The sequence below is a fragment of the Petroclostridium xylanilyticum genome (genome assembly GCF_002252565.1).
GTDB lineage: Bacteria > Bacillota > Clostridia > SK-Y3 > SK-Y3 > Petroclostridium > Petroclostridium xylanilyticum.
In genome coordinates this window covers 269,184-290,148 of record NZ_NPML01000019.1, presented here as the reverse complement: position 1 = coordinate 290,148, position 20,965 = coordinate 269,184, and the positions used below count along the sequence as shown (strand labels likewise).

At 38.8% G+C, this 20,965-nt stretch carries 13 protein-coding genes, 1 tRNA gene and 3 rRNA genes; 12 read left to right on the top strand and 5 right to left on the bottom strand.

Translation table 11 applies throughout. From position 1 onward, the window contains the following. The 7 genes from CIB29_RS13565 to CIB29_RS13535 all read left to right on the top strand — a co-directional run bounded on the left by CIB29_RS13565 (position 1) and on the right by CIB29_RS13535 (position 7,609). Positions 1 to 420, top strand: a complete 420-nt coding sequence (locus tag CIB29_RS13565; RefSeq protein ID WP_094550530.1) for an ATP-binding protein — start codon at positions 1 to 3, stop codon at positions 418 to 420. Positions 421 to 422: 2 nt separating this feature from the next. Next, positions 423 to 1,181: a SigB/SigF/SigG family RNA polymerase sigma factor gene (locus CIB29_RS13560; protein ID WP_094550528.1), complete on the top strand. Its 759-nt coding sequence runs from the start codon at positions 423 to 425 to the stop codon at positions 1,179 to 1,181. Positions 1,182 to 1,309: 128 nt separating this feature from the next. Next, on the top strand, positions 1,310 to 1,747 hold the full coding sequence (locus tag CIB29_RS13555; RefSeq protein ID WP_094550526.1) for an ATP-binding protein: 438 nt from the start codon (positions 1,310 to 1,312) through the stop codon (positions 1,745 to 1,747). Between the two features lie 529 nt (positions 1,748 to 2,276). Then, positions 2,277 to 3,795 (top strand): 16S ribosomal RNA (locus tag CIB29_RS13550). Between the two features lie 495 nt (positions 3,796 to 4,290). Beyond that, positions 4,291 to 7,134: ribosomal RNA gene (locus tag CIB29_RS13545) — 23S ribosomal RNA — on the top strand. 275 nt (positions 7,135 to 7,409) lie between these two features. Further along, positions 7,410 to 7,526 (top strand): 5S ribosomal RNA (gene rrf, locus CIB29_RS13540). Together the 16S, 23S and 5S rRNA genes with 1 tRNA gene alongside form the textbook arrangement of a ribosomal RNA operon. Before the next feature lie 7 nt (positions 7,527 to 7,533). Next, a tRNA-Asn gene (locus CIB29_RS13535) sits at positions 7,534 to 7,609 on the top strand. A 146-nt stretch (positions 7,610 to 7,755) separates the two neighbouring features. Here the strand turns inward: CIB29_RS13535 and CIB29_RS13530 are convergent. Continuing rightward, positions 7,756 to 8,400, bottom strand: a complete 645-nt coding sequence (locus CIB29_RS13530) for a GntR family transcriptional regulator (protein ID WP_094550524.1) — start codon at positions 8,398 to 8,400, stop codon at positions 7,756 to 7,758. A gap of 232 nt (positions 8,401 to 8,632) precedes the next feature. Between CIB29_RS13530 and dapB the strand changes: the two genes are divergently transcribed. The 3 genes from dapB (at position 8,633) to CIB29_RS13515 (ending at position 11,172) form a co-directional block, all read left to right on the top strand. Next, on the top strand, positions 8,633 to 9,520 hold the full coding sequence (gene dapB / locus CIB29_RS13525) for a 4-hydroxy-tetrahydrodipicolinate reductase (RefSeq protein WP_094550522.1): 888 nt from the start codon (positions 8,633 to 8,635) through the stop codon (positions 9,518 to 9,520). Between the two features lie 243 nt (positions 9,521 to 9,763). After that, positions 9,764 to 10,054, top strand: a complete 291-nt coding sequence (locus CIB29_RS13520) for an ArsR/SmtB family transcription factor (RefSeq protein ID WP_094550520.1) — start codon at positions 9,764 to 9,766, stop codon at positions 10,052 to 10,054. 23 nt (positions 10,055 to 10,077) lie between these two features. Beyond that, positions 10,078 to 11,172 (top strand): aldo/keto reductase, encoded by a 1,095-nt coding sequence (locus tag CIB29_RS13515; RefSeq protein WP_094550518.1) that lies wholly within the window; start codon positions 10,078 to 10,080, stop codon positions 11,170 to 11,172. 234 nt (positions 11,173 to 11,406) lie between these two features. Here CIB29_RS13515 and CIB29_RS13510 read toward each other — a convergent pair whose 3' ends face one another. The 3 genes from CIB29_RS13510 to CIB29_RS13500 all read right to left on the bottom strand — a co-directional run bounded on the left by CIB29_RS13510 (position 11,407) and on the right by CIB29_RS13500 (position 16,084). Beyond that, positions 11,407 to 13,866: a beta-mannosidase gene (locus CIB29_RS13510; protein WP_094550516.1), complete on the bottom strand. Its 2,460-nt coding sequence runs from the start codon at positions 13,864 to 13,866 to the stop codon at positions 11,407 to 11,409. A 111-nt stretch (positions 13,867 to 13,977) separates the two neighbouring features. Then, entirely contained in the window at positions 13,978 to 14,853 is an 876-nt protein-coding gene (locus tag CIB29_RS13505; protein ID WP_094550514.1) for an AraC family transcriptional regulator, read from the bottom strand. Between the two features lie 229 nt (positions 14,854 to 15,082). Next, entirely contained in the window at positions 15,083 to 16,084 is a 1,002-nt protein-coding gene (locus CIB29_RS13500; RefSeq protein WP_094550512.1) for an acetylxylan esterase, read from the bottom strand. A gap of 306 nt (positions 16,085 to 16,390) precedes the next feature. On the opposite strand from CIB29_RS13500, the gene CIB29_RS13495 reads away from it, so the two are divergent. Further along, the gene (locus CIB29_RS13495; RefSeq protein ID WP_198543886.1) at positions 16,391 to 17,419 is read left to right on the top strand and encodes a substrate-binding domain-containing protein; all 1,029 of its coding nucleotides are present in this window, start codon (positions 16,391 to 16,393) and stop codon (positions 17,417 to 17,419) included. A gap of 205 nt (positions 17,420 to 17,624) precedes the next feature. On the opposite strand, the gene CIB29_RS13490 is transcribed toward CIB29_RS13495, so the two are convergent. Further along, complete coding sequence (locus CIB29_RS13490) at positions 17,625 to 19,367, bottom strand: IS1634 family transposase (protein ID WP_094550510.1); 1,743 nt, start codon at positions 19,365 to 19,367, stop codon at positions 17,625 to 17,627. A 256-nt stretch (positions 19,368 to 19,623) separates the two neighbouring features. Here CIB29_RS13490 and CIB29_RS13485 point away from each other — a divergent pair, with 256 nt between their 5' ends. Then, on the top strand, positions 19,624 to 20,958 hold the full coding sequence (locus tag CIB29_RS13485) for an ABC transporter substrate-binding protein (RefSeq protein ID WP_094550508.1): 1,335 nt from the start codon (positions 19,624 to 19,626) through the stop codon (positions 20,956 to 20,958). Positions 20,959 to 20,965 lie beyond the last annotated feature (7 nt).

Below are 20,965 nucleotides of genomic sequence, written 5' to 3'. Positions count from 1 at the left end.
ATGGAACAATTCCAGCAGAAAAATAACTCAATTACCAGGGAGATAGATTTAGTAGTGCCACTTTTACCTGAGATGGTGAGAATAGTAAGGTTAACTGTTTCCGGAATAGCCAGCAGAATAGGGTTTCAAATAGATGAGATTGAAGATATTAAGGTTGCTGTCGCGGAAATTTGTAATCGAATTATAACAAAAACTGACCCAACTTCAGAGCGATGCTTTATCAGGTTTACTATGGGAGATGAGCAGTTAAAGGTAAGTTTCAGCTTTGAAAATAGAAAACCGGAAGAGTTTGAACTGTTTGATGAAGAAGACATTCTTGGTATTTCTATTGTAAACTCCTTGGTGGATGAGGTAGATGTAAATTATTCAAAGCACAGTAAAGAAATTATTACTTTATCCATGTTTTTAAAGGAGAATTAGGCATGGCAGTAGCTAAAGAAATAGAATATTTAACTGAAGAACAAATGTTTGCTGAATATCGTGAAAAAAGGGACAAGCATTTAAGAGACTATATTATTAACAAGTATTTGTATATCGCTGATATACTAACTAAAAAATTTTTAAACCGGGGAGTCGAGTATGATGATATATATCAGGTAGCATGTATTGGGCTGCTTCAAGCAGTAGAACGGTATGATGTTACTAAGGGTGTAAAATTTTCGAGCTTTGCCACACCTACGATAATAGGTGAGATAAAAAGGTACTTTAGGGATAAGGGAAATATAATAAGAGTTCCAAGAAGAATATACGAGATATATCAAAAAGTAAATCAAGCAAGGCATATATTATCACAAACCTTGGGGAGAGCACCCAAAGTGGAGGAAATTGCAGAATATCTTAATTTATCCGAAGAAACAATACTTGAGATTATAGAATCTGCAAATATAAGTGCCGTTCAATCGCTAGAACAATCCTTGTATTCTGACGATGAGACAGCATTACAAGAACTAGTTGGTGAGGAAGATGCATCCTTTGCAAAAATAGAGAATAGAGATTTTATAGAGAAGAGCCTAAATCATTTTAATAAGGCAGAAAAAGAATTCATAAAACAGAGATATTACAATAAAAAGACCCAAAAACAAATTGCTGATTTGTTGGGAGTGTCCCAAATGTATATCTCCAGGTTGGAAAAAAAAGTACTGGACAAATTTAAACGATTGTATTTTAAAAGTGCTAATTAAATTTTAGCACTTTTTGTTTTATCTAATATTATATGTGGTAATTATAAACATGTTACCTATGTGAAAATAATAGATGTGTTTTGGGGGTTATGAACCGGGAATAATGAGCAATAAAAGGTGGGAGTAGGGTGAAAAAAGGTTGTTCGTGCGCTGTTGATATTCCGGCTGACACTGCTTATATCGGTTATTCGGTAGAGAAGATTGTTAATTTTCTACAAACAAATATAAAATTAACAGAGGAATTAATTTTTGAAATTAAAGTGATATTAAATGAGCTAATTATCAACGCTGTAGTACATGGTAACAAAAAGGATAAGAGCAAAAAGGTGCACATTAAAGCGGGAATATGCAACAATAGTGAGGTATACATTATTGTTGAAGATGAAGGAGAAGGAATAGCTGCTAAGATAGAAGATTGTAATTTGAAAAAAGGAGAACAGGAAGAATTAGAAGTATTTTGTCTTAATGAAAGTGGACGGGGTCTTGCAATAACATCTGCATTATGTGACTGTATAAAAAGAAATAAAAAGGGGAATAAAGTTATTATATTGAAAAAAACAAATTGAGAGTATATAAGTGTATAACGTTGAAAAAACAAGAAAAAAGTAAAAATAACTAAATAAATTGTATTAGTTATATTAAATAGAATGCTATATCAGTTGAAACAGAAAAAAGTATATGCTATATTAATATAGCTGTCGGCGATAGCGAGTGATGCAAACAGTGCAGGATAACTCGCTAAAAAATATAATTTTGTTATTGACAAATATAAATTAATGTGGTAACATTATAAAAGTCGGCGGTAAAAGTCGATTAATCACTCGAAAGAGTGAATATATGATAATTGGTCTTTGAAAAGTAAACAGCGTAAGAGGTTCTCGTTGATTATAGTTCACAGTTCACGGTTCGCAGTTCACAGAAGTGAGCGGTGAGAGTGAAAGTGTGAACAAAAAATGAGTAAACCTAGCGTACTTAATAAAGTAAGTTAGTAATAGTTTATGAGCTAAATTGAACGATTAATATATAACGGGGAACAGATTGGGTTGACAGAAGAGGTTCAGTGAACAGTGAACCGTGACCTGTGAACCGTGAACATATATTGAGAGTTTGATCCTGGCTCAGGACGAACGCTGGCGGCGTGCCTAACACATGCAAGTCGAGCGGAGGTATTGAAGGGAAACCTAAGATACCTTAGCGGCGGACGGGTGAGTAACGCGTGAGGAACCTGCCTTATACAGGGGGATAACACATCGAAAGATGTGCTAATACCGCATAAAGTCATCAGGACGCATGTCGTGATGACCAAAGGAGCAATCCGGTATAAGATGGCCTCGCGTCTGATTAGCTAGTTGGCAGGGTAACGGCCTACCAAGGCGACGATCAGTAGCCGACCTGAGAGGGTGACCGGCCACATTGGGACTGAGACACGGCCCAGACTCCTACGGGAGGCAGCAGTGGGGAATATTGCGCAATGGGGGAAACCCTGACGCAGCAACGCCGCGTGGAGGAAGAAGGTCTTCGGATCGTAAACTCTTGTCTTTAGGGACGAAAGATGACGGTACCTAAGGAGGAAGCCACGGCTAACTACGTGCCAGCAGCCGCGGTAATACGTAGGTGGCGAGCGTTGTCCGGAATTACTGGGTGTAAAGGGCGTGTAGGCGGGTAAGCAAGTCAGATGTGAAATACCGGGGCTCAACCCCGGGGCTGCATTTGAAACTGCATATCTTGAGTGCAGGAGAGGGAAGCGGAATTCCTAGTGTAGCGGTGAAATGCGTAGATATTAGGAGGAACACCAGTGGCGAAGGCGGCTTCCTGGACTGTAACTGACGCTGAGGCGCGAAAGCGTGGGGAGCGAACAGGATTAGATACCCTGGTAGTCCACGCCGTAAACGATGGATACTAGGTGTAGGAGGTATCGACCCCTTCTGTGCCGGAGTTAACACAATAAGTATCCCACCTGGGGAGTACGGCCGCAAGGTTGAAACTCAAAGGAATTGACGGGGGCCCGCACAAGCAGTGGAGTATGTGGTTTAATTCGAAGCAACGCGAAGAACCTTACCAGGGCTTGACATCCGGTGAATCCTCTAGAGATAGGGGAGTGCCTTCGGGAACACTGAGACAGGTGGTGCATGGTTGTCGTCAGCTCGTGTCGTGAGATGTTGGGTTAAGTCCCGCAACGAGCGCAACCCTTGTTGTTAGTTGCCAGCATTAAGTTGGGCACTCTAGCGAGACTGCCGGTGACAAATCGGAGGAAGGTGGGGACGACGTCAAATCATCATGCCCCTTATGTCCTGGGCTACACACGTACTACAATGGCTGTCAACAAAGGGAAGCAAGACCGTGAGGTGGAGCAAATCCCCAAAAGCAGTCCCAGTTCAGATTGTAGGCTGCAACTCGCCTACATGAAGTCGGAATTGCTAGTAATCGCGGATCAGCATGCCGCGGTGAATACGTTCCCGGGCCTTGTACACACCGCCCGTCACACCATGAGAGTCGGCAACACCCGAAGCCTGTGAGCTAACGGAAGAGGCAGCAGTCGAAGGTGGGGCCGATGATTGGGGTGAAGTCGTAACAAGGTAGCCGTATCGGAAGGTGCGGCTGGATCACCTCCTTTCTAAGGAGAGAAGTTCCAATTAATAATTAATAATTATTAAAGTAAGGAACGAATCCTATGGTCGATACATTACGATAAGTAATGTCTGAGAACGCTTACGCTGTTTAATTTTGAAAGACCAATTCATTAGTGGACAGTGAATAGTGGGGAGTGGGGAGAAAACCATTACCCATGAAAGCATGAAGCTAATAAAAGGTTTTTCAATAGTAGTGTAGAAGTGCAGAGTAGCAGAAGGGGAAACTCCCCACTAATCACTCCACACTCCTCACTGACAATGTACCTTGAAAACTAAACAATGTAAAGACATGAGGAAAAGATCATAGGGTAACTGCAGTGGAGAACACTGTATTACACTGTAATTTCAAAGGAAAACTTTACTCATATAATTCTAAAAACAGGAGAACACCAGAATGTTCAAAAAGTGAAGGATAAGGAAGTAAGGACTGGAGGAGGGAACTCCCCACTATCCACTTCCCACTCCACACTAAAACAAATGGTCAAGCTAGAAAGAGCGCAGGGTGGATGCCTTGGCATTAGGAGCCGAAGAAGGACGTGATAAGCTGCGAAAAGCTGCGGTGAGGCGCAAATAGCCTAAGACCCGCAGATATCCGAATGGGGGAACCCGGCCGGAGCAATATCCGGTCACCGTATAGTAAATCCATAGCTATGCGGGGGAATACCCGCTGAACTGAAACATCTAAGTAGGCGGAGGAAAAGAAAGAAACATCGATTCCCTAAGTAGTGGCGAGCGAAAGGGGAAAAGGCCAAACCAGGGGTAGAAATACCTTTGGGGTTGAGGACTGAAGACGGCATCACAGGAGCTAGCAGAACTACCTGGAAAGGTAGACCACAGGGGGTAAAAGTCCCGTATGCGAAAGCAAAAGTGAGCCATCAGGATCCGGAGTACCATCGGGCACGTGAAATCCGGTGGGAAGCAGGGAGGACCACCTCCCAAGCCTAAATACTACCTAATGACCGATAGAGGAAAGTACCGTGAGGGAAAGGTGAAAAGAACCCCGGGAGGGGAGTGAAAGAGAACCTGAAACCCTGTGTTTACAAGCAGACAAAGCACATTTAAGTGCGATGTCGTACTTTTTGTAGAACGGTCCGGCGAGTGTATGTATGCAGCGAGGTTAAGGTGTTAAGCACCGAAGCCGTAGGGAAACCGAGTGTGAAGAGCGCGTAAAGTTGCATGCATACGACCCGAAACCGGGTGACCTACCCATGGACAGGATGAAGCGGGAGTAAAGTCTCGTGGAGGTCCGAACCCACCACTGTTGAAAAAGTGGGGGATGAGCTGTGGGTAGCGGAGAAATTCCAATCGAACTCGGAGATAGCTGGTTCTCCCCGAAATAGCTTTAGGGCTAGCCTCGGATTAATCTTATGGAGGTAAAGCACTGAATGGGCTAGGGGCCTTATCCGGTTACCGAACCCTATCAAACTCTGAATGCCATAGAGATGATGTCCGGGAGTCAGACTATGGGAGATAAGTTTCATAGTCAAAAGGGAAACAGCCCAGACCAACAGCTAAGGTCCCCAAATAGGTTTAAGTGGTAAAGGATGTGGAGTTGCTAAAACAACCAGGATGTTGGCTTAGAAGCAGCCATTCATTCAAAGAGTGCGTAATAGCTCACTGGTCGAGTGATTCTGCGCCGAAAATGTAACGGGGCTAAAACCTATACCGAAGCTTTGGATACGCAAGTATGGTAGGGGAGCTTTCTATGGTAGGCAGAAGCATGACCGAAAGGACATGTGGACGAGATAGAAGTGAGAATGCCGGAATGAGTAGCGAGAATTATGTGAGAATCATAATCGTCGAAAGCCTAAGGTTTCTTGAGGAAGGTTCGTCCGCTCAAGGTAAGTCGGGAGCTAAGGCGAGGCCGGAAGGCGTAGTCGATGCACATACGGTTGAAATTCCGTAACCACCGAAGCCGAAAAGTATGCAAGGGACGCAGGAAGATAGTCTGACCACACCGTTGGTAGAGTGTGGCGAAAGGGAGCGAAAACAAGTAGCGAAGCAGATGAATCTACACTGACAAGAAAAGCTTGCATATTGGTGAGGTGCCCGTACCGCAAACCGACACAGGTAGGTGAGGAGAGAATCCTAAGACGAACGGGAGAAGCGTTGTTAAGGAACTCGGCAAATTGACCCCGTAACTTCGGGAGAAGGGGTGCCTGGGAGACCAGGCCGCAGAGAATAGGCCCAAGCGACTGTTTAGCAAAAACACAGGTCTCTGCTAAGTCGAAAGACGACGTATAGGGGCTGACGCCTGCCCGGTGCTGGAAGGTTAAGGGGAAAGGTTAGCGAAGAGCGAAGCTTTGAACTTAAGCCCCAGTAAACGGCGGCCGTAACTATAACGGTCCTAAGGTAGCGAAATTCCTTGTCAGGTAAGTTCTGACCCGCACGAATGGCGTAACGACTTGGGCACTGTCTCAACAGCGCGCCCGGCGAAATTGTAGTACCAGTGAAGATGCTGGTTACCCGCGACTAGACGGAAAGACCCCATGGAGCTTTACTGCAGCCTGATATTGGATTTTGGTATTTCATGTACAGGATAGGTGGGAGACTAAGAAATATGCACGCCAGTGTATATGGAGTCGACGTTGGGATACCACTCTTGAGATACCGAAATTCTAACCAGTACCCGTAAGCCGGGTATGGGACACTGTCAGGTGGGCAGTTTGACTGGGGCGGTCGCCTCCTAAAAGGTAACGGAGGCGCTCAAAGGTTAGCTCAGCGCGGTCGGAAATCGCGCAAAGAGTGTAAACGCAAAAGCTAGCCTAACTGCGAGACGGACAGGTCGAGCAGTAACGAAAGTTGGAGTTAGTGATCCGGCGGTAAGAGAGTGGAATTGCCGTCGCTCAACGGATAAAAGCTACCCTGGGGATAACAGGCTTATCTCCCCCAAGAGTCCACATCGACGGGGAGGTTTGGCACCTCGATGTCGGCTCATCGCATCCTGGAGCTGAAGTAGGTTCCAAGGGTTGGGCTGTTCGCCCATTAAAGCGGTACGCGAGCTGGGTTCAGAACGTCGTGAGACAGTTCGGTCCCTATCTGTCGCGGGCGCAGGAAATTTGAAGGGAGCTGTCCTTAGTACGAGAGGACCGGGATGGACGCACCACTGGTGCACCAGTTGTACTGCCAAGTGCACAGCTGGGTAGCTAAGTGCGGCAGGGATAAACGCTGAAGGCATCTAAGCGTGAAGCCCCCCCTAAGATAAGATTTCCCATAGCAAAAGCTAGTAAGGTCCCATGAAGACTACATGGTAGATAGGTCAAAGGTGTAAGTGCAGTAATGCACTCAGCTGATTGATACTAATAGACCGAGGGCTTGACCAAGAAAGCAATTAACAATGAATAATTATTAAAGACGAGGTTAATTGCGGGAAAGAATATATGAAGAAGGTTTTTGCAAAAACCTCATGTTTTACATTGTATAGTTTTGAGGGTACATGAAACAGTTCACAGTTCATGGTTCACAGTTCACAGTAGAAAGGTGAATGGGGAACATGCTGGTGAACAAGAAAGAGTACCTAAGGCAATTAAAAGAGCAGGTTAAGAATTCAAACCGTGACCTGTGAACCGTGAACTGTGAACTAGACACAGTTGAATTATCCGGTGACAATGACATGGAGGACACACCCGTTCCCATTCCGAACACGGTAGTTAAGCTCCATCGTGCCGATGATACTTGGAGGGGGACCTCCCGGGAAAGTAGGTCGTTGCCGGAACCGATATTCCTCAATAGCTCAGTCGGTAGAGCATGCGGCTGTTAACCGCAGGGTCGTAGGTTCGAGTCCTACTTGAGGAGCCAAAAAATAGAAGCTGATTAGTATATCTAGTCAGCTTCTATTTTTATACTCAATACATTATATTTTTATTCTGCTAATAAAACATAATAATCTACTTACCAGTTTAAAATTAGACAAATGAATGTGTATTTATTTTCACAGTTTAATTTCAATCTGAGTCTAAATCTGAATCTTTCCCGTTAATAAATTTTTCCACATCTTTGAGTATGTCATTGCCACCCACAACAACAATTACATCGCCTTCTTCCAATACTGCATAAGGGCCTGGAGAAACGATAAGATTATCTCCTTTTCTAAGTGCAACAACAGTACCGCCTGTATTTTGCCAAAATTTCATTTCTGAGATACTGCTGCCAATATACGGGCATTTTTCTGAGACTTCAACCTCAACAGGATTATATGGAGACAAATTTTTAAGTTTGTCGGAATATTCTATAATACTATTTAGCGTTTTTTCCAGTTCTTCATCTATTTGCTTTTTTTGTTCTATCAGTTTTTCAAGATCGTGCTTTAACGAGCTAACAGAGTCAAGATATTTAAATCTTTGAATAAAATTATACGCTTTATCGATTGAGTTTATAACAATTCCACTGCCTTGATTTACTTGAAGCACATCCATATCCTGCAGTAACGCTACAGCTTTGCGTATTGTCTCCGGTGATACATTATACATGCTGGCAAGGACAGACCTTCCGTGAATTTTTTCTCCAATACTGAATTCTTTATTCACTATCCGTTGTGCAATATCTAATGCAATTTGTTGATATCTCGCCGAAAGGCTGCTTTTTGACATATTTAACCTCCAATTTTTCTCGATATTTCATAAAAAATATTATACCCAATCTTATTTAAATTTTAAAGTATTTTGTTTATATATAAAGATTGAGATTAAGCAAAGCCTTTGGTCTGAGTAGTTTTAAAGTAATTATACTACAAATATTGACAAGTGACAACTTATTTAGTATAATAAGATTGTCACATACATATAATTATAATAAAATGAAATACATACAGGAGGGATAAAAATGGCGGATTTAATTCGTATTTGTTTAATTGGTTTGGGGAGAACGGGAAAAGAAATTGCCAGGGTTTTATTAAAGCAAATTGATATGGAATTAGTAATGGCTGTATGTAGTGAGAATAGTGATAAAATTGGTAAGGACTTGGGAGAAATATTAGAATCAAGAGATACAGGGATAATTATTGACAGTTGTAGTAACTTAGAAAAAAATATTTTTAAATATAAGCCGGATGTAGCAATTGATTTTTCAGACTCTGAAGCTACCATTCGGAATGCTGAGATTCTAGGTAAAATGAGAGTTCGTATGGTCATAGGAACTACGGGATTTACTGAAATTCAATCTAAGAAGCTTATGTCTATTGCGAAAAACAATAAGACAGGTATTGTACATGCCCCTAATATTACTTTAGGAGTAAATGTTTTGATGGTTCTTACAAACTTGGCTGCAAGCATTTTGGAAGGTTATGATTGCACTATTATCGAGTCTCACTTTAAAAATAAGAAAGACGCGCCTTCCGGTACTGCTAAGAAAATAGCTGAAGAAGTATTAAAAGGAATGTCTGCAAATAGTAATATTTATCCTCGTGACCTTGACTATAATGAAATACCTATTCATGCAGTAAGAGCTGGAGGAATTATTGGAAGGCATAGGGTCATAATGGCTGGAGAGTATGATAAAGTTGAGATAATACACGAATCATTTGCGAGAACGGCTTTTGCATTGGGAGCATTAAAAGCTGTAAGATTTGTTCATGAGAAGGTTGGTTTTTTTGAAATGACTGATGTGTTAGATTTAAAACGTATAATGACCAGATACTTGGAGAGAGAAGCTTATTTCAAAAAGCAAAGGCACTTTAATGTTGAAATGGCTGAAAATGAGATGTCTGTATAATGCAAATGAAAGAAATGGAAGTATAGAGTTTTCTATACTTCCATTTCTTTTTTACAGTAAAATAATTATGAATACTCACAGTTCATGGTTAACAGATTTTAGTTTTGTATCTAATTCTGTGAACTGTCAACCGTGAACTTATTGAAAATAGTATTGAAAAAATTGTAATTTAGATATAATATAAATATAGTGAAATATTTATATATTTACATATTTATATATATTTTAGCAGGAGGTGAATAGATGCCCAACGCTGAGGAACTTGCAGAAGTATTTAAAGCGTTATCCGATCCTCTAAGAATAAAATTATTAAAATTATTGTCAGCTAACAAACAGGCAAAAAAGAAAGAATTGTGTGTCTGTGAGCTGGCGGAAGCACTGGGAGTTTCACAACCTAACGTTTCACATCATTTAAAAATATTAAAACAAGCAGAATTAGTACAATGTGAAAAAAGTGATACTTTTTGCTACTATGTGGTAAACACTGAGAAGATACAAGAAACCTTTTATGACTTTCAGGACGAAATTAAGTAAATACAATGAGGAGGACGAGTAATATGCAATACAAAGAATACGGAAAAACCGGTAAAAAAGTATCTGTAATAGGATTTGGAGGAATGAGATTTAGAAAAGAAGATTATTCTAAGTCCATGGAAAAATGTGCAGCAGTTGTCAGAAGGGCAAGCGAATTAGGAGTTAACTATTTTGATACTGCCCCTAATTATTGTGACGATAAAAGTGAAGAAATCATGGGTGAGGCTTTTAAAGATATGCCAAATCCTTTTTATGTGTCAACAAAAAGTGCTATATGGAGTGAAAAAAACGCAGACGATGTAAGACGAAGAATAGAGAAATCCCTTAAAAGGATGGGCTTGGAAAAGATTACGTTCTTTAATATGTGGTGTATTCTTAATTTAGAGCAATATAGAAAGGTTATGGCACCGGGTGGTCCTTATGAAGGAGCTCTAAAGGCAAAAGAAGAAGGACTTATTGAGCATATTGTGTTTTCTACTCATTGTAATGGGGAGGATATTGAGACAATAGTGAATGAAGGCTATTTTGAAGGGGTAACCCTTGGCTATAATGCAACAAATTTTGCATTCCGTCAGAGGGGTATTAAAGCAGCCTATGAAAAGGGATTGGGAGTAGTAACAATGAATCCGCTTGGTGGAGGAATTATTCCTCAAAATCCTGAGTTTTACTCTTTTATAAAAGAGAATGAAAATGATTCCTTAGTTCAGGCTGCTTTAAAGTTCAATGCATCCCATAAAGAAATCACTGTAGTACTTCCTGGTATGGGTACAATAGAAGAAGTTGAGGAAAATGTAAAAGCAGGAGAAAACTTTGGTGAAATGACAGAAGAAAAACTAAACAAGATGGCAAAAATGTTGAACGAATCACTGGACGCGCTTTGTACTGGCTGCCAGTATTGTAAAGGATGTCCTAAGGACATTGAAATTCCTAAATACATGGATGCATATAATATGTATATTCTTAATAAAGAAAATACAGCTATCAGTGACCGATTAAAATGGCATTGGGGGATGAATAAAGAAAAAGCTGCTGAATGTATTGAATGTGGTAAGTGTGAGGCGCAGTGTACACAGCATTTGCCGATTATTGAGCGGTTAAAGTATATTGCAAATATATAGAGAATATAGTCTTAAACGGACAAAGTTAAATAGTCTTTAAAACCAACATAAGAGCAGCACTACCTGCTCTTTTTTCTATGTAAGTTATTCTATGATATTAATATAATTAGGAAGGCCAATTCCCCAATCCAGAGGGAAAATGGCATATGCTTAATTCTTCAATATTTTATATATCAATAAATAAGATGATACTTCCGAGTATCATCTTATTTATTGTTCTTTATTATTCCAAAATTACGCTATATTAAATATACTTCTAACAGTTAGCTTCTCTTTGAGTTCATCCAAGGTAATATTTCTGGATAAGCTATCCTTTTTAACCTCTACTTCTTTGATAGTTCCTGCCGAAATATCAAAGTAATTGTCGCTAAACTTACAGTCTGAATCTTTAATGTCCAGTTCCACATATTTAGCAAAAGTTTTTGATTGAACCGTAATAATAAATCTATCTGCTTGTTCTCCTACATCTACTATAATTTCAGGGTCAATAAACTCAAAATGTTTTGCTTTTGTAAATAATACCGTCCCGGCACTTATGCAGTTATTATCTATAATTAGTGAATACTCCAGATAGGTGCTTCTAAGCAGTTCTTTACTTGTGAGGACATCACTAAAATCCAATTGTTCACATATTGCGGCATTTAAAGCATCTACTGCAATTTCCTTTGAACCTTCCCGGATAATTTCTGATCTGTTATTTCTTAAACTCCATATAATTTTTCCTTTTACCTGGGCTAGTGTATCATTTGTTACATAAAGTCCTACTTGCGTTCCTTCTTCGCAGGCAGATAGTAAAACCGGTGCAAAGAACTTCTTGGCGAAATAGTGCAATGCCTTCCACCTGCCAAAGCTGTCTATACTAGACCAGGATGCCACCGGCCAGCAGTCATTCAACTGCCAGTAGATCGCACCCATACATCTTCCCCGATTGCGTCTCCAGTGCTCCACACCGTATTTTATTGCTTCCGCCTGCAGAATCTGTGAAGTATATAATAATGAATCAAAATCCTTTGGATACTTAAAGTTTTCAGAAAGATAATACAGTATTTTCCCATTTGCCGCACCGTTCTTCTGATGCTTTTCCATTACATAGGAGAATATATTCCTATCTTCAGGCAAAGTAAAGGACTCTACAGTCTTCAAGCATGGGAAAGACTGGAATCCAAATTCCGAAGCAAATCTGAAATAGTAATTTCTATAATCGGTAAAAGGCTTAAGTCCGTGCCACACATCCCAGTAGTGCACATCTCCCATATTTTCATTGTTGGGATCCTCAAATCCGCCGCCGGATGATGGGGATGCAGGCCAGTAAAAAGTATTTGGGTCTGTTTCTTTTGCTACCTGTGGCAGGAGAATCTCAAACTGTTTTATATAATCGGTCCTAAGTTTTGCAGTTTTAGGAAAATCCCAGGCTACCCAGCCCCATTCCATTTCATTATTGCCGCACCATAATCCAAGACATGCATGATGTCTGATTCTTCTTATGTTATCTTCCGCTTCCTTCTTGATATTTTCCGCAAATTCATCGTTCATCTCATATACGGCACAGGCAAACATCAAATCCTGCCATACAATCAAGCCGTATTTATCGCAGAAGTCAAAGAAGTAATCCTCGGGATATATTCCTCCACCCCATACACGGATACAGTTAAAATTAGCCTCTACACAATCCTTTATTAGCTTTTCAGTTCTTTCAGGATTGCATCGGGCAAGCAGGTTATCTTCAGGAATATAATCGGCACCCATTGCAAAAATAGAAATACCGTTTACATTAAACTCAAAGGACTCCCCCCACTGATCCTTTTCTTTTCTTACGGTAAGGGTTCTTAACCCTATATTATAATTCTTTTCATCCAGAATAGTCTCATTTTTCTTTAATGCTGCCTCAACCTTATAGAGTGGTTGTTTACCGTAGCCATTTGGCCACCATAATTGTGGATTCTCAATATCTATATTAATGTGATTTTCAAAACCGGATGCAACCGCATCTGCAGTAACTATCCCTCCATCAGGAGATGTCACCCTGACTTCGATCCTAAGATTTGCTTTATCCCACTGTAAATGCCTTACCCGAACATCCAACGACACTTTGTCTTTTGTATGGTTCTGTGTAACATAAACATCTTCCAGCCTGGCACAGCTATATCCTTTTAAAGAAATATTTCTCCAAATCCCTGAATCGGGTATCTGCGGACCCCAGTCCCAACCAAACATATAGTGTGCTTTTCTGAGATGCGGATAACCCGGAATAGCGTCCGCTACTCCCCATAATGGATTTTCCTTATGCTTTTGTTCAACAAATTTTAATGGAGAATGGAGGATGACATGAATATTATTCATCCCTTCTTTTAAAAGTTCTTTTATGTCAAATTCATAAGTCCTGTGCATGTTATCTGTGTTTGCGACCTTTTGATTGTTTATCCTTATTTCCGAAAGGGTATCAAGACCTTCACAGCATAAAACAATTTTATCCTGTTTGAACAACTCTCCATCAACATAAAAATCCCTTACATACTCATAATCATAGGATGCAATTTCTTTTGCCTGGTCTTCATTGTCCCTATAAAATGGGTCCTCTATCTTTCCTGCATTTAATAAATCATTAAAAACGGAACCCGGAACTTTACCTTCGATCCATTCTGAACTGACTGTTTGCTTCATCTTCCAAATTCCATTTAAACTTAAACTAACCATCCTGGTTCCCCCTTAAATCTTTTAACAAATTCGGACGCTCTCAAGTTCTTTTGTCCTTTTATTAAGTTCTATTATACAAGGGTTTACCTCTTAAATATACTTTGTTTTTGGTCATTTCTTTGCAGTTTTTGGTTTTTTTATAGAACTTGGCGGATAGTTTCTAACCCTTTTAAATACACGGTTGAAGCTGCATACATTAGAGAATCCTACATCATAGGCAACCTGCGTAATTGGTATATCCTCGGATAACAGCAGCTTTTCAGCTTCACATACCCTTACATAATCAATGTATTCCTTGAAATTTTTCCCTGTTATCTTCTTAAAATATTTTGAAAAGTAATGATAATTCATATTTACCATTTTTGCTGCCTTTTCCAGCGGTATTTCTTCAAAAAAATTATTCTCAATATATTTGAAAAGAGTATCCAATTTTTTTAATTTTTTTTCAAGGTCTACAGGCTGGTACGCCCTTAATATATTATTGCGAAGAAGGTAAGCAATCAGGTGATAAATATGGCCTTTTATTACAATTTCGTATCCTGTTTCTTTTTTCAAATATTCCTGGTATATTCCCATCATTAGATTAAATATATCCCTGGAATTTTTTAGAGTGTCTTCAATATGATAAATCTGATGATGTTGGCTGTTTAGAAATGTCATAATATACTTAGACTCAAAAGTGTTTGCATAGTTGGAATTTATGACTTCAGGTAAAAACTTGATTACCAGATATCTGGTGTCCTCTCCTTCAATGCATTTTACATCATGGACTACGCCGCTGTTAACAATTACAATATCATTTTTCCGGACTTGAAAATATCTATCGTTAATCTGCTGTGTCGCAGTACCTTCCAGCATATAGATGATTTCAATAAAGTCATGCCAGTGAGGTGCACCTTTTATATGATTTTTCAAGTTATTCGTTAAAAAAACCTCAACCGGAAAGGAAGCTTCAGATAGGATCGGATTTTCTTTATATGGCTGCATATCGTTCTCACCTCTTATCTACTATGATAGCACATTTATATATAATCTTTCTATCCGTAATAAGGATAGCTTATCCAGAAACATTGCCCTGATTTCATATAGGATATAGGGTGATTTTTAAATCGCAAAAAACAAAACAAGATAATACTTCCGGGTATCATCTTGTTTTGCTAATATAACATAGGCATTACGGCAAATACATAATCTAATATTTTTATCGTTTTGCTTCTTATTTCATAAACCTTCTGGCGAATTCTATCATTGCTTCGTCATGAAAAGGCAAAGCTTCATGTCCATGATGAGGATAGATTTTTAATTCTTTTGCGCAGGTCATATGGTTATAGGCTGCAAACATTGTGGAAGGCGGACATATTACATCCCTTAACGTGATCGCCATCAAAACGGGACAAGTAATTTTTGTCGCCAGATTCATGCCGTCAAAATAGCTGAGTGTCTGGAAAACCTTGTCTTCTGTCTTCATTTCCGGATCAAACCGTCTGAAATATTCAAAAAATTCCCGGTAAGGCCCTTCCTGGTACATTTCCATTGCCCGCTTGAAGTGGCAAAGATATGGAAATACGGGCATGGCAAATTTGGGTCTTTTGTCCAGCGCCGCAACAGCAATTGTTAAGCCTCCACCCTGGCTAGCTCCCAAGATACCTATTTTTTCAGTATCTATTTCTTCTTTCTCACATACAAAATCAACAGCTCTTACGCAGTCCATATATACGTTGCGGTAATAATATTCATATTTATCCAATATCCCAAGCGTCATCCAGCCGGTGATACCTCCCTGTGAGTATATGGCCGGGTCCGGTGTTTGTCCGCCCTGTCCCCTGACATTCACAGCAAAAACGGCATAACCCTGGATAACCCATTTTAAGTATTCCTGGATATAACCTTTATCCCCGGTGTAACCATGATAGTGGATGAGGACTGGGACTTTATTATTTTTGTCGGCTTCTAGGGGAAGAATGTACCAGCCATTGATACGTGCACCTTTAAATCCATTATAATAAGCGTTATATACTTTTACCTCTTTAACAGGATAATCATAAGGAATGAGTTCTCCATTAATGGGATATTTTTTACTTTCTTTTATGCTTTCTTCCCAAAAATCATCAAAATCATCTTGTTTTGTCAGTTCGGGCTTGTATACCCGCAGTTGTTCAAGGCTCAGATCTACTGCCGGTGGCATTGCCAACATCTCCTTTGATTGTAATTTATTCATACTATATATTCTCCGGCTATTCTTTTTTTCCTGCTTCCAAGTTTAAAAATATTTTAAAATATTTTTTATATATGTTTTACATTAAAGAATTTGCATTTTAAAATATATTGTTGACAAACAATAAACATATAAAGTATCATATATCCTGTAAGGTTAACGATAAACATATAAAAATTCTTATTACTGGGTGTTGTCAATATTAATAATATATGACAAAATTTTCTTAAATTTCATGTTAATTAGACAGGGTGCAGGTGGATGAGATTTTGAAATTAGGTGTTTCAACAGAATAATTGAGGTGATTATGTGAAAAATGGTGTTACAATGCAAGATATAGCGGATAAACTTAATGTGAGCTGTGTAACAGTATCAAAAGCCCTTAATGACAAAGAGGGAGTGAGTGAAGAACTGAAAAAAAAAATAAAAAAGCTTGCTGAGGAAATGGGATATCGTTATAATACGCTTGCAAAATCAATAAAAGAAGGTTATTCATATAATATTGGCATCATAGTGGCCGAACGTTTTACCGATATGAAAGAAATAAGTCAGTCATTTTATATGAAATTCTATCAGCATATTTCAAAAATGCTGGAAGAACACCAATATGCCGGCATTCTGCATATTTTAATGCAGGAAGATGAAGAACAGCTTAACTTGCCGAGGATATATCATGAACGAAAAGTAGATGGATTTATTATTCTTGGACAGGTAAGCAAAAAATACATTGAATTACTGCAAAACATTGAAATTCCTATAATTTTTCTTGACTTTTATGATGAGCATATGGATATTGATTCGATAGTTACCGATAACTTTTATGGAGCTTACCAGATTACAAACTATTTAATTCATAACGGGCATAAAAAAATAGCTTATGTAGGCAACATTTATGCCACAAGCAGCATACAGGACAGGTTTTTGGGATATTATAAAGCATTGCTGGAACATAGGATGGAATTGAACAATAACTATCTTATTAATGACCGCGACGAACGTGGGAAATATATTCCGTTTGCACTTCCGGAGGACGATATGCCGACAGCTTTTGTCTGTAATTGTGACCAGGTTGCTTACAACCTGATTCATAAGCTAAATGAACTGGATTATGATGTCCCCGATGATATTTCGGTTGTTGGGTTTGATAATGATATTTTTGCATCCATTTCGAGGCCCAGGTTGACAACGGTGGAGATTGACATGCAGGAAATGGCAAGGCTGGCGGTTGAATGTATTGTGAAAAAAGTGAGGAATGATGCTCTAAAATACGGAAGAATATTGATAAAAGGAAAAATTATATACCGGGATTCTGTAAAAAAAATAAAACAAGGCAGTTAAAAGCTGCCTTGTTTTATTTTTGCCTAGAGTAGTATTTTTAGTATTTTTAAATAATTTTTTTTAATATATTGACAGAATCTTGGAAACAATCTATAATTAAATCATAACCCCATATTTGACACTTACACAAAATAAAAATCCTGTAAAGCCTTGATTTAAGAGGTTTTGCAGGATTTCGTGTTGATGTAAAAAGTGCGTACTTTTTTTATTTTTTCGTTTCTTTGAAAATTTTTTTCATCATATTTGTGCTAACAATCTGGTAATCCGTACGAAAACCAAAAGCATCATGTAAAGCATCAGTAAAATCAGTTCTTGTGTAGGTTGGAACATAGCCTTCACATTGAGTATCATAGAATTCCATATTTCGAAGCCCGGATATAATTTCATGACAAGTGAACTCCTCATTAAGTCGCTTTTCAAGCAGCCTATAAATAATCAGAGATATAAAGCAAGTAATGAAATGTGCTTTAATCCTGTCATCATTGCTTAAATACACAGGTCTTGCTTTGAATTCGCTTTTCATAATTCTAAAGCATTCTTCAATCTCCCATCTTCTGTGATTAACCTTGATTATTTTAGATACATCATCCTCAAGGTTTGTGCAAACCCCATAAAAACCATCAAAGGCTTCTTCCTTCTGGATTAGAGCAGAATCAATGCTGTATATCTCGTTTTCTGCAACTTCTCCATCAGCAGTACAGCTTGTTTTGGTAATAAACCTTTTGTAATCGTTAGCATTGCATTTCTTGATTTTTGTCGGGTTGTTTTCTATTGTCTTTTGAGCTCTTTCTCTTTGAGAGTTGCGGATTTTACGCTGATAGTCCCTGTATTTGATAGAATACGTTATAATCAGCCTTTGTTCAAAATCTTTTTCTTTAATCCAGCGCTCCTTATAAAATACTTTTGCCCTTATTTTCGTTTTATCTTCAGGAGAAGCTTTATCTATCATTTCATCAAGTTTGGAAATGTCATAGGTTTTATCGCTGCCCGGGAGTTTCCAGCCATTTGGAGCAAGAGTCCATTTTTTTATATGTTCCTTTAATTTTTTGATAGACTGTGTTGTAATAAATGCCCGGCCATCCTTGTCGTTAAACTTTCGATTATCTTCAGAAGCAAGGCCTGCATCTGTGCAAACAATAAACTTAGAAAGTTCAAAGTCAGAAATAATTTTCTTTTCTAATGGCTTTAAAGTCAGTTGTTCATTCATATTCCCTTTGTTAATGCTGAAAGCCAGAGGGATTCCATCTCCGTCCATAAACAGTCCCATTTGAATGATCGGATTGGGTTTGTGATCTTTAGAAGGACCATATTGCTTGTTGCCATCCTCCTGTTCAATTTCAAAAAAGTAATTGGTGCAATCATAGTAAAGAATACCTGTATTTCTTTTGGAAACCTTCAGGCTGTTTTCATACAAGGAGGACTGGATAAAATCTGTCTCCTTAGCAAGGAATTCAAGAGCTCTGTATATTTGATGCAAATCAAAATTCGGCTGCTCGATAAATTTTTTAGAAAGCTCATATGTAGCAAGTTTAGAGGATGGGAAGATCACTCTACTATAAATCAATCTTGAAAGAATAGAATTCATGTCAAAATCAAATTTATATTTTTGTGATATTTCCTTGCAAATCTTATGAAGTCCGAGTTCATGGTATATTTTTTGGAGAAATAGATAACCACCGTTAAAGGAGCGCTGCTCATCTTTTGGAATAATTTTAGACTGCTCGAAAGGAACAAGTATTTTTCGTGTTTGTTCCTTTTCTTTTTCATTTAATTTTCTAATATATTCTTTAGCCCATTCATATGGATCTGCACCATTAAGTTTTTCTCTGAGTTCAGTTTCGGTTCCAAGTTTTTCGACAGTAATGGTTCGTTCTTTTTTATCTATATACACAGTTTTTGTTACATACAGTGAAGCTGAATTTTTCGAACGTGATACCTTTAATCTCATAAGCAACCCTCCAAACTGCTTATATTATATCATATCACGTAATATCACGCAATAGAAAAGTAAAAAATTTGACAAAAAAATAAGCCTGTTTCAAGGCTTTCAGGAATTTTTTCTTTATTCAACTGTCAAAGACCCGAGTAGTATTTTTAGTATTTTTAAATAATTTTTTTTAATATATTGACAGAATCTTGGAAACAATCTATAATTAAATCATAACCTAAACGATTAGGTAAATTAAACTAAAGGAGGATCTCAAATGAGGGGTAAAAAAGTTTTAACACTATTATTAGTCATCATGCTAATAGGCTCGGTTTTTGCAGGGTGTGCTAAAAAGCCGGAGGTGAGTACACCTGCAGATCCAAAACAACAATCTTCCGATAAGGAAGAGCAAAAAGCAACCGTAAAAGGTGAAATTACGTTTTTAACACATCGGACTGATGTAGTTGATACCCTGTTTCAGGATTACCTGAAGAAATTTAACGAAAAATATCCGGATGTAAAAGTCAAATTTGAAGCAATCACCGATTATGAAGGTCAGGTTAAAATCCGCCTAAATACAAAAGATTATGGCGATGTACTGGGAATTCCAAATATTGACGCAAATGAACTGCCAAACTTCTTTGTAGAATTGGGAACCGTACAGGAGTTAGGGAAAAAATACAGGTTTATTGATAAAAAAGCCCTGGGAGAGAAAGTTTACGGCATACCTCATGCAGGAACTGCCCAAGGTATTGTATATAACAAAAAAGTGTTTGAAAAAGCAGGTATTACCCAGCTGCCGAAAACTCCCGATGAGTTCATTGCTGCGCTCAAGCAAATTAAACAAAAGACAGATGCTATCCCGTTATATACAAACTATGCGGCAGGGTGGGCACTGGACCAATGGGAAGCAAACAGGACAGGAGTTTCCGGTGATCCAAACTATGTGAACAGCTTGGCACATACAGATGCACCATTTGCACAGGGTACGCCGCATTACATAATTTATAAATTAATGTATGATGTTGTTAAGGAAGGGTTGGTAGAAAAAGATCCTTTTACCACCGATTGGGAAGCTTCCAAACCAATGATTGCAGAAGGCAAAATCGCTACAATGGTATTGGGTTCATGGGCTATCGGTCAAATGCAGGCGTTTGCTCAAAACCCTGATGATATTGGGTACATGCCATTCCCATATACAGCAAAAGATGGGAAGATATATTCCGGTGCAGCTGCTGACTACTGCTTTGGTATCAATAAGAACAGTAAAAATATAGAGGCGGCAAAGGCATGGATGTACTGGTTTATCGATGAATCAGGCTTTGCGCAGTCACAGGGAATGATTCCTACGGGTGTTGACCAGCCATTCCCGGAATCTTTAAGAGCATTTCACGATATGGGTGTTGTCTTGCTGGAAGACGCTCCTACACCGCTGGCAGAAGCAGGCTGGGTTGACGCAATCGACAACAAGGCAGAAGTCGGTCTATGGAAGCCGGATTTTAAAAAACGTATTGTTGAAGCAGCTTTGGGGAACAGAAAGGAATCTTTTGATGATATTATGAATGATTTAAACAAGAGATGGGCAGCTGCCAGAAAAGAAGTTGTGAAATAAATTTCTA